The sequence below is a fragment of the Micromonospora sp. 4G55 genome (assembly GCF_016803375.1).
Genome location: NZ_JAEVHN010000197.1, coordinates 1 through 10,147 on the forward strand (window position 1 = coordinate 1; position 10,147 = coordinate 10,147).

Sequence of the window (10,147 nt, forward strand, 5' to 3'; positions counted from 1 at the left end):
CTCCGGTCACGCATATGCGATCCTCGCACCCGAAGCCTTCTGTGACGGCTGGTGCGGATATGACGAGCCGACGTTCCTGTCGGCAGATGGTGTTCTGACCCGTAACCCTGGGCCCCGGCGCGTAAGCGCCGGGGCCCTCGACGTGGAGGTGGCATGGGGCGAAACCCTGATGACATGTTCGGCGACGAGGACTATCCCGCCTACACCATCGGCCAGGCCGCGGAGATGCTCGGCACCACGCAGGACTTCCTGCGCCGCCTGGACGAGGCCAAATTGATCGACCCGCACCGATCAACCGGTGGACACCGCCGCTACTCCCGCTACCAACTACGCCTGGCCGCCCGGGCCCGCGAGATGGTGGACCAGGGCACCGCTCTGGAGGCCGCCTGCCGGATCATCATTTTGGAAGACCAACTCGAGGAAGCCCTCCGGCAGAACGAGAACCAGCAGCATGAAACGCGGCGACGCGACTGACCGGACCACGTTCCGGGAAGGTTGCCGGCGGCAGTGAGCCGGCCGGCCCGCCGGAGGGAAGATCCCCGTCCCCGCCTCGGTCCCGGCAGCGGCACGGTCACATCTCCGACGGCGGAGGCGGTCCCCGGCGAACGCAACACCGACCCGCACGGCGCCTACGTCGTCGGCCAGAGCCTGCGCAATGCTGACGCGGGGGGTGAGATGCGGAGCCCCTGGAGTGGGACTGGATCGCCGCCGGGTGGACGGCTGGGAGCCGGAGTGGTTCCGGTCATCGGGTCGGTGATGATCGTACGTCGGTGAGGTGTTTGGTGATGCGTAGCAGCACGTGGTCCGGTGGCCCGGCGACGAAGGCGGCCGTGTCGGCGAGCGCGGCGATCAGGGGCAGTCCACGGCCGCCGACGGTGAGCGGGGCGGGGAGTTCGGCGTCGAGTCCAGCGCCGTTGGGGGTGCTGCCGCGGTTGCCGACCTCGAGTAGGCAGACGTCGTCGTCGTCGTCGTCGATGATGATGGTGATGTCGACGGCGCTGTCGGGATGGCCGTGCAGCACCGCGTTGGCGCACGCCTCGGTGATCAGCACGGCGAGGTGGCCACGGGAGTCCTCGGCGGCGTCGGTGAGGCTCAGCAGGGTGGTGAGGACGTGGCGGGCGCGGGTCACCGACGACGGTTGCCGCGGGAGTGACAGGGTCATGCTCACCCGCATTACGTAGCTCCTCCCCGGCCCGTACCTGACCCACCGGAGAACTGCGTCACCCTGAGGCGCGATGCTCCGGTGGTGATCAGCCCTACCCGGGGTTGCGGAGGTGAAACGGTCAGGGTGTCGGCTCGACGTACGCCGGCCGACGGCGGTTCACCTGCCGGCAGCATATGGTAGGCGGGGATCATCGGCGTGGGGGAGGTTGTTGTGGATTTGCTGCTGTCGGTGCGGCCGGGCCGGGGTTGCACCGTGCTCGCGGTGCGCGGCGAGCTGGACATGGCGACGTCCCCGCAGTTGCGCGAGGGCCTGCAACGGTTGGTCGACGCCGGTGACCGTCAGGTGGTGGTGGATATGGCCGGGGTGGGGTTCATGGACTCCAGCGGGCTGGGCGCGCTGGTGGTGATGTTCAAGGCGTTGCGTGACGTCGGCGGTCGGTTGAGCCTCGCCGCGGTGCAGCCCGCCGTGCGCAGCGTCCTGACGGTCACGTCGGTGGATCGAGTGATCCATGTTTATGACAGTGTGCAGGCGGCTGAAGCCGATGTGCCGTCCACGGACCACGCGACAGGCCGGTAGTCAGTCGGGCAGCGCGGTGCTGGCACGCTCCTGGTCGGCGCCGGCGCTGGTACGCCGGTCCTCGCGGTGCCCGCCGTGCCAGTCGAGGATGAACAGGGTGGCGTCATCGGCCAGAGTCGGTCCGCTGACCTCGAGGACGGCGTCGGCCAACGCCCGGGCAGCCTCGCGGGGATGCAGACCGGTGATCGACCGCAACATGGTCGGTAGATCCAGGTTGGCGGCGTTGCGCTCCTGCATGCCATCGGTGACCACCACCAGGCGGTCGCCCGGCCGCAGCTCGATCTCGCCAGCGCGGTGTCCGGCGCCGCCGAACATGCCCAGGGGAAAGTTGGCCGGTAGCGGCAGCGCCCGGGTGTCTTCGTCGCGTACCAGCAGCGGCGGCACGTGCCCGGCGTTGAGCAGCGCGCACACCCCGGTGCGCAGGTCGAGACGGCCGAGGACCGCGGTCAGGTAGCTGCCGGGCACGGTGGCGTGGTCGGCCACGTCGGCATTCGCGGCTTCGGCCTGCTCCACCAGACCGACCCCGCGGCGGCGGCTGTTGCGCAGGCTGCCCACGCCCAGGGTGGCCGTCAACGCGCTGGCCACCCCGTGGCCCATCGCGTCGGTGACGCTGAAATGCAGCACGTCGCGGGCGAGGCTGTAGTCGAAGGTGTCCCCGCCGATACTCGCCGCGGGCTCCAGCCAGCCGGACAGGGTGAACGCGCTGGCCTCACACGTGAACGAGGCGGGCAGCAGGCGGCGCTGGATCTCCCCGGACAGGGTGAATGGGGTCGTCCGTTGCCCCCACTCGAACAGGTCGGTGTGCCGCCGGTTGGCGATCACCACGAACGCCAACACGTGCGCCGTGCGGGTGATCTCCTCCAGCGCCCGCGGGGCGGGCTCGTCCGACAGGATCATCTCGAGCAGGCCGATCGCCTCACCGCGGTCGGTCACCGGCGCCAACACCGTCCACCCGTCAGGCTGCGGAACAACCTGCACCGTCTGGGTGCGTAGCGCCTGCTCGGCGGGGCCCCCGTCGAACGGCATCACCGTGGCGACCTCATCGCCGCCCCGGCGTCCCTCACCGGTCCCGTCAAGCGGCACGTGGGTCAACCGGACCAGCGCCCGGCCGCTGAGGTCCGCGATCAAGAACGCGACGGTACGTGCCCCCAGCGCCGCACCGACTTCCCGGGTGACCGCCTCGACCGCCTCGACCGGCGAGGCGTTCTCCGCCGCATCCAACATCTGCGCCATGATCCGCCCTCGACTGCTTTCCACTGTCCGAGCCTACGAGACTCGGCTGGTCATCGCCGAGCACGAGGATCGTCGCCGCAGCGTCGACAGCCCAGACCAGGTCCACGATTCAGGGCATGCACTGGAGCTGCGGGACACGTCACCTGCGCTTCCCAGCCCTCGGCCCGCAGGGTGGCGACGAGTTGGAGCCAGGACGCCAGGTGCTGCTGATGCCACTGCCGTGGAGCGTCATCCATGAGGTCATGGTGCTGGACCTACCTAGAACTTCTCGACGCGGGATGCAGCCTCAGGCCCACGCAGAGGGGGGCTTGCGCGCGTCAACCGCCGCGTCGAGCGCCCGATAGTGCGGCGGACCACTGCATGGTGCCAAACCCTGACAACGGCACCCGACCAACTTCCCCCCAGCACTCAGCGCGCCGTGTCACGCAGCATGTGAGCCCATCGGTAACGCATAGGCGGCGTCGGACAGCCGGCTGCCGGCCGTGTCGGGTCTCAGGACGTCCGTGACAGATCAGTCTCAGGACGTGGGTGACGAGTCCGGCTAGACGACATGCGGCATGGTATGTGTCGTGGACGAACGGCAGGGCGACGGGCAGGATCGGTTCCGGGATCCGATGGTCAGTTTGTACGAGCTGGCGGCGGAGGACATTCATGTCGTCTGCCCGCGCTGCGGGCATCGAGCGGTCAACGCTCCACGGCCAACGAACGATGGCCGGGTCGCCTCATGGCCCCGTCGACTCGCGTGCACGTGGTGCGCGTACTCGGCGTCCTGGTCCTCAAAGGGATCTCAGGGCTCGTGCTGGGGTGGTCCAGTAGATCCATTCTTCCGCCTGCCCTTGTGGCTGAACGCCCACTGCTGCGGCGGGCAGACGCTCTGGGCGTTCAACCGCACCCACCTTGACCTCTTGCAGCGATACGTCGGCGCTCGACGGGACGCGCCATGACCGTCGGCCGGCCCCGGGGCGGACTACCAGTAGTTGGGCTGGTCCAGCGGGCCGCGCTCCGGCCGCGGTGCTGTGAATAATGTAACCAACATGGGGCTTGACGCTGATAAATCTTGTTAGGATTCCGCATTTCTTCATGCCGCCACCACTGAAGAAGGGATCCGTCCAATGAATATCGTGGACACCGCGCGCTATCCACTGGCCGACCCGGGAAGTGACGCATGGGAACACGTCGTTTCCCGAACGCGCACCGAACTGCGCGAACTCGGGTGCAGCGTGCTGCCGGAGTTCATTCTGCCGAGCAGCTGGGAGGCGCTGCGGCGGGAAGGCGCCGCGGTCACCCCGCTGGCGTACTACGACGTTGAGGAGACCAACGTCTACAACATCGCCTTCGACGACGACCTGCCGGCCGAGCACCCGGGCCGCATCGTCATGCAGCGCGGAAACGCCTTCGTCCCGCGTGACCGGATCCCCACCGACAGTGTCATCCACCGGCTCTACACCGACCCGTCGTTCGTGCGCTTCGTCGCCGCCTGCTTCGAACTCCCGGAGCTGCACGAGCTCGCCGACCCGCTGTCCGGCCTGGTGCTCAACGTCGTGCAGCCCGGCATGGAGCACCCGTGGCACTTCGACACCAACGAGTTCACCGTCAGCATGCTGACCCAGGAGCCGGAGGAGGGCGGCGTCTTCGAGTACTGCCCGAACATCCGTTCGGCGGGCGCGGAGAACTTCCGCGCCGTCCGTTCGGTGCTCACCGGCGCCGACCGCTCGCCGGTGCGGGCCCTGACTCTGCGCCCCGGTGACCTCCAGCTGTTCAAGGGCCGGTACGCGCTGCACCGGGTGAGCGCGGTGCGCGGCGCCACCGCCCGGCACTCAGCGATCTTCGCCTACTCCGAACGCCCCGGCGTGATGGGCAGCGTCGCCCGTACGCGGCAGCTGTTCGGCCGGGTGCTGCCCGCGCACCGCGACGCCGAGCGCAATGCCGTGCGAGTCGACCAGTTGCTGGACTAGTAATCGCGAGGAGCCGCCCCCGTGCGTTTCGACCGGACCGGAAAAGTTTCGCTCGACGGCATCTACACGCAACCCGATCCCCGCGCCTATTTCACCACCCTGCGTGAGCTCGACTATTACATTCCCCAACTCGCCAAGCCCTACTTTCAGCAAATCATCGGGCAGTACCGCCAATCGCGGCAGGTGGCCGTCCCGACCGTCGTCGACGTCGGCTGCTCCTACGGCGTCAACGCGGCGCTGCTGCGCTGCGACGCCACCATGGACGACCTGTACGACCGCTACGCCGACGCCGAGTGCACCCGGCAAGCGCTGCTGGAACGCGATCGTGAGCTGGTCCGGGCGCACCGGTCCCCGGCCCGGTTCGTGGGGCTGGACGTGTCCCGGCCGGCGCTGGGTTACGCATCGGCGGCCGGGTTCCTCGACGACGCCGTGCAGGCCGACCTGGAGGCGCGCGAACCCACGGCGCGGCAGCGCGCCCTGTTCGCCGGTGCCGACATCGTGATCTCCACCGGATGCCTCGGCTACGTCACAGGCCGGACGCTCGTGCGCGTGGTCGACTCCCGCAGGGACCGGCTGCCGTGGATGGCGCATTTCGCGCTGCGGATGTTCCCGTTCGAACCGATCGCCGACAGCCTCGCGGCCCTCGGTTACGACACAGTGCGGGTGGACCGGTCGTTCCGGCAGCGCCGTTTCGCGTCCGACCGGGAACAGCGGCAGGTGCTGGAGACGATGTCCGCCGCCGGCGTTGATTCGGAGGGTCTGGAGACCGACGGCTGGTTGTACGCTCAGCTCTACGTTTCCCGGCCCCTCGGCACTCCCGACCCCTTGACCTTTGACGTTGACCAGTCATTGACTCAGAAGGCCGCCCGATGAGCAGCGAATTCCAGGGAGACCGAGTGAGCACGTTCGAAAACGAGGACACGCTGCCGCGGGTGCCGTTGCCCGCGCTGGAGGACACCTGCGCCCGGTTCCTCGAGTGGTCTGCGCCGCTGCTGACGGAGGAAGAGTTCGCCGACACCGAGGCCGCGGTGCAGGAGTTCGGGCGGGCCGACGGTCCGGGGCCGAAGCTGCACGCCGATCTGGTGCGGTACAACGCGGATCCGGCCACGCACAGCTGGTTGGACACGTTCTGGCCGGCGCGCTATCTCGGTCGACGGGACCGGATCGCGTTGAACGCCAACTTCATCTTCCTGTTCCGCGACACGCCGTTGCGCGGCCTCGCCGAGCCGCAGGTGGAGCGCGCGGCGAGGCTCATCGCCGCCGCCGTGAACTACAAGACCCAGCTCGACGACGAGCGCATCCCGCCGATCGTGACGCGCGGGCAGCCGTTGTCGATGGAGCAGAACAAGTTCCTGTTCTCGACCACCCGCATCCCGGGGCCGGTGCAGGACACCGTCCGAGCGCCGTACAGCGACGAGATGCCGGGCCCGTCGACGGCGCGGCACATCGTGGTGTTCCAGCGCGGCAACGCGTTCCGGATGGACGTGGTCGGTCCGGACGGGCGTCCGTACTCCCTCGACGACCTGGCGGCCGGCCTGCGTGAGGTGCATAAGGCCGGTGCCGCGCGGGAGGCGACGGCCACCGCGGCCGGTCATCTCACCACGATGGCCCGGGCCGAGTGGGCGGCGGCCAGGGACCGGCTGGCGGCACTGGATCCCGGTAACGCCGCGGCGCTGGACACCATCGAGACGGCGCTGTTCTGCGTGTGCCTAGAGGACCTGACGCCCGCCGACGACCTGGCGGCCTGCGACCAGTTGCTGCACGGCGACAGCAGCAACCGGTGGTTCGACAAGGCGGTGTCGCTCATCGTGTTCGCCGACGGCACGGCCGGCATCAACGTCGAGCACTGCGGGCTGGACGGCACCACCATCCTCAGCTTCGTCGACACGATGCTCGCCGCGTCGCCCGAGGAGCACGCCGCGCAGTCGGGTGCGGCGGCGCAGGGGGTGCCGGCGATCGAGCCGGTCACGTTCGTGCTCGACGACGCGCTGCGGGCCGACATCGCCGCCGCGGCACGGTCGTTCGCCCAATACGGCGCGGACACCGCCACCGCGACCCTGTCCTTCGACGGGTTCGGGGTGGACGAGGTCAAGCGGCTGCGGATGTCGCCGGACGCGTTCGTGCAGGTGGCATACCAGCTCGCGCACAAGCGGGCCAAGGGCTTCATCGGCGCCACGTACGAGTCCATCGCCACCCGCCAGTACCTGCGGGGGCGGACCGAGGCGATGCGCGTCGTAACGCCCGAGGTGCTGCGGTTCGCGTCCACGATGGACGACCCCGCCGCGTCACCCGACGAGCGGCGGGCGGCGTTCCGGGCCGCAGCCGACAAGCATGTCGAACGGGCGAAGCAGTGCCAGGCCGGTGCGGCACCGGAGCAGCACCTGTGGGAGCTGCAGCTGATCCAAAAGCGGCGTGGGGCGGCGCTCGGCGTGCCCGAGTCGTCCCGGCTGTACGAGACGCCGGGGTGGCTCAAGATGCGCGACGACTACTTGAGCACCAGCTCGGCGCCGTCGACCAGCATCCGCTACTTCGGGTTCGGGGCCACCAGCAGTCGCTGCATCGGGATCGCGTACGTGCTGCTGCCGGACCGGTTCAACCTGTACCTCAGCACCCCGCGCCCGGTCGCCGGCATGATGTACACGTTTGCCGACCGGCTCCGCGAAGCGTTGCGTGAGCTGCGCGACCTGCTCGACGAGCGGTAGCCCGGGTCACGGGTCCGCCGCCGGCCGCTCGATCTCCGCGACCTGGCGGTCGGCGTGGCGGCGGACCGGTCCCGCAGCGCGTCCCAGGTCTCGGCGGCGACCTCAACCACCAGGGTCATGGCCGCCGACTCCCGCATCCTCTATTAGCCGGGCGGGGTGGGCGCGCCGATCACCAGGCGCAGGGCGCGTAGTCCTTCAGGAAGCAGCCGTACAGGTCTTCGCCCTGTTCGCCGCGGACGATCGGGTCGTAGACCCGGGCTGCGCCGTCGACCAGGTCCAGCGGGGCGTGGAAGCCGGCGTCCGCCAGCCGCATTTTCGTCGGGTGGGGTCGCTCGTCGGTGATCCAGCCGGTGTCGACGCTGGTCATGAGGATGCCGTCGGCCAGCATCTCCTGGGCGCTGGTGCGGGTCAGCATGTTCAGCGCGGCCTTGGCCATGTTGGTGTGCGGGTGCCCCGGCCCTTTGTAGCCGCGGGCGAACTGGCCTTCCATCGCTGACACGTTCACCACGTATTTGCGGCGGGCGGTCGCTGCGGCCATCGCCGGTCGCAGCCGGCTGACCAGCACGAAGGGCGCGGTCACGTTGCACAGCTGCACTTCGAGCAGTTCGACCGGGTTCACCTCGTGCACCCGCTGCACCCAGCTGTTGACGGGGTCGAGGTCCGGCACCAGACCGCCGGCGTCGATGGCGGTGGCTGCCGCGATTCGTTCCGGCGAGGCGGAGCCGCTGGTCAGCGCCAGCGCGGTGAGCGCGTGCGGGGTGATCGCCGGCTGCGGCGGGGCGCTGAGGCTGCGGCCGGGTCGCTCCGGCGGCCGGTTTGGCGAACGTGATCATCTCCGGCAGCGGGCCGTCCGGCAGGGCCGCCGCCTCCGCGGCGACGAGCTGCGCGTACGCCCCGGGAGTGCGGCGGACGGTCTGCGCCGCGTTGTTGATCAGGATGTCGAGTGGTCCCTGGCTACTGACCGAGTCAGCGAGGGCGATCACCTGGGCGGGGTCGCGCAGGTCGATCCCGACGATCCGCAGGCGGTGCAGCCAGTCCGCGCTGTCGGGCATCGCGGCGAATCGGCGGACGGCGTCGTGCGGAAACCGCGTGGTCACCGTGGTGTGCGCGCCGTCGCGCAGCAGCCGCAGCGCGATGTACATGCCGATCTTCGCCCGGCCGCCGGTGAGCAGCGCGCGCCGGCCGGTCAGGTCGGTGCGGGCGTTCCGGCGCTCCCGGTTGAGCGCGGCGCAGGGCGGGCAGAGCTGGTGATAGAAGGCGTCCACCTCGCGGTAGCGCTGCTTGCAGACGTAGCAGCCGCGCGGATTGTGCAGGAAGCCGGCCGTGGTACCGACGGTGGGGGAGGCGAGCGGGATGCCCTGGGTCTCGTCGTCGATCCGGCCAGGGGCGCCGGTGGCGGTGGCCGCCGTCACCGCGCGGTCGGCCGCCGCGATGGCATCCCGCCGTTCCTCCCGTCGCCGCTGCTTGATCACCTTGTAGAGCTTCGCGGTGGCCCGTTGCACCCGCACCACGTCGGGGTGATCGGGAGACAGGTTCTCCAACGCCTCAAAGACGCTGAGACAGGTCTCCAGCCGACCGCGGTCAATGCCGGATTGACCGTTTTCCGTAATGTTGTCCGCCGTCATGCCGCCGCTGTCTCATCCGTTCCCCGCGCCGGATTTACCCGGCCCACCCCAAGTCCGACCCGGAACTGTACGCACCGCACGGCCTTCGACGCATCCCGCGTCGGCTCATCCACCCAAAGACCGTCGACGCCGACCCCGCCCGGGTCTACCGAAACTTTGCATCTCCAGCCACTCCAGACTCGGACGACCATGGGCAGGCCAGCCGCGCCGCGCGGCTCACGCCACCGGCATGGCGGTACGGATGATCGGACGTTTCCACGGACCTCGCCACGTCCACGGTCTCGCCGCCGCCGCGGGCTGGCTGCCGAACCGCTTCGGCGGACACGTCGACCTTGGCATCGACCAGCTGCAGCGCGCCGACCTGCCCGGCGCCGCAACCACGGATCCTCCTGGCAGCGACCCACCTCAACCGCCGCTGCATCTCCTCGGCCACCACCTGCAACGAGTCGTCGCTGGCGGCCGTACTGCCCTGTTGCCGGACGTTGATCGGGACGCGCAGGCGCTGCTGGACGCCCACCTGCCGACAGCCGCGTCCGTGCTGCGCGAGTTGCAGCGCGCGGGCCACCGGCGTAGCCGCGACGCGTTCGGCCGCTTAAACCCGCAGGACTCGATCGCACTGGCGGTGGCCTGGCTGACCGCTGCGACCTATCAGCACGCTGCGGCTACAGCCGCAACAGCAGGATCATGGCAAGTGATCAATCGCGCCGGCTCCGACGAGGGGTTGGCCGGTTCCCATAGTCTGGGCGGACCGGATCGGCGGTCGGCGCCGTCCACATGCCGGGAGGAGTTCGAGATGACCGGGGGCGCCCGTCGGGCGGGCCCGGCCGGCACCCACTCCGACGACGCCTGGCTCGCCGAGGTCGCCCGCGCCGCCAGCGCCGACGCCGGTGG

General features: G+C 69.8%; 8 protein-coding genes and 1 pseudogene. 6 read left to right on the forward strand and 3 right to left on the reverse strand.

Annotated elements, in window-relative coordinates:
- Nucleotides 1-153: 153 nt before the first annotated feature.
- The gene (locus JNW89_RS17515) at nt 154-474 is read left to right on the forward strand and encodes a helix-turn-helix domain-containing protein (protein ID WP_238449732.1); all 321 of its coding nucleotides are present in this window, start codon (nt 154-156) and stop codon (nt 472-474) included.
- Between the two features lie 268 nt (nt 475-742).
- Here JNW89_RS17515 and JNW89_RS17520 read toward each other — a convergent pair whose 3' ends face one another.
- Nucleotides 743-1,174, reverse strand: coding sequence for an ATP-binding protein (locus JNW89_RS17520; protein WP_238449733.1), 432 nt, complete (start codon nt 1,172-1,174; stop codon nt 743-745).
- 201 nt (nt 1,175-1,375) lie between these two features.
- On the opposite strand from JNW89_RS17520, the gene JNW89_RS17525 reads away from it, so the two are divergent.
- A complete protein-coding gene (locus JNW89_RS17525; RefSeq protein ID WP_238449734.1) occupies nt 1,376-1,741 on the forward strand; it encodes an STAS domain-containing protein in 366 nt (121 codons plus the stop codon).
- Here the strand turns inward: JNW89_RS17525 and JNW89_RS17530 are convergent, their stop codons facing one another.
- Nucleotides 1,742-2,998: a PP2C family protein-serine/threonine phosphatase gene (locus JNW89_RS17530; RefSeq protein WP_238449735.1), complete on the reverse strand. Its 1,257-nt coding sequence runs from the start codon at nt 2,996-2,998 to the stop codon at nt 1,742-1,744.
- Nucleotides 2,999-4,086: 1,088 nt separating this feature from the next.
- Between JNW89_RS17530 and JNW89_RS17535 the strand changes: the two genes are divergently transcribed.
- Genes JNW89_RS17535 through JNW89_RS17545 form a run of 3 tightly spaced genes read left to right on the forward strand, consistent with a single transcriptional unit; the run spans nt 4,087 to nt 7,631 of the window.
- On the forward strand, nt 4,087-4,929 hold the full coding sequence (locus JNW89_RS17535) for an arpA protein (RefSeq protein WP_238449736.1): 843 nt from the start codon (nt 4,087-4,089) through the stop codon (nt 4,927-4,929).
- A gap of 21 nt (nt 4,930-4,950) precedes the next feature.
- Complete coding sequence (locus tag JNW89_RS17540; protein WP_238449737.1) at nt 4,951-5,802, forward strand: hypothetical protein; 852 nt, start codon at nt 4,951-4,953, stop codon at nt 5,800-5,802.
- Between the two features lie 23 nt (nt 5,803-5,825).
- Nucleotides 5,826-7,631, forward strand: a complete 1,806-nt coding sequence (locus JNW89_RS17545) for a choline/carnitine O-acyltransferase (protein ID WP_238449738.1) — start codon at nt 5,826-5,828, stop codon at nt 7,629-7,631.
- 169 nt (nt 7,632-7,800) lie between these two features.
- Here JNW89_RS17545 and JNW89_RS17550 read toward each other — a convergent pair.
- Nucleotides 7,801-9,256 (reverse strand): annotated as a pseudogene (locus tag JNW89_RS17550) (SDR family NAD(P)-dependent oxidoreductase).
- A 229-nt stretch (nt 9,257-9,485) separates the two neighbouring features.
- On the opposite strand from JNW89_RS17550, the gene JNW89_RS17555 reads away from it, so the two are divergent.
- Nucleotides 9,486-10,147 (forward strand): hypothetical protein (locus JNW89_RS17555; RefSeq protein ID WP_238449739.1); only part of this gene is annotated, 662 nt, incomplete at its 3' end.

Excerpts from the sequence above, each read along its gene's own strand:
- JNW89_RS17515 (WP_238449732.1), top strand. The coding sequence starts at position 154 with ATGGGGCGAAACCCTGATGACATGTTCGGCGACGAGGACTATCCCGCC.
- JNW89_RS17535 (WP_238449736.1), top strand. The coding sequence starts at position 4,087 with ATGAATATCGTGGACACCGCGCGCTATCCACTGGCCGACCCGGGAAGT.
- JNW89_RS17520 (WP_238449733.1), bottom strand. The coding sequence starts at position 1,174 with ATGCGGGTGAGCATGACCCTGTCACTCCCGCGGCAACCGTCGTCGGTG.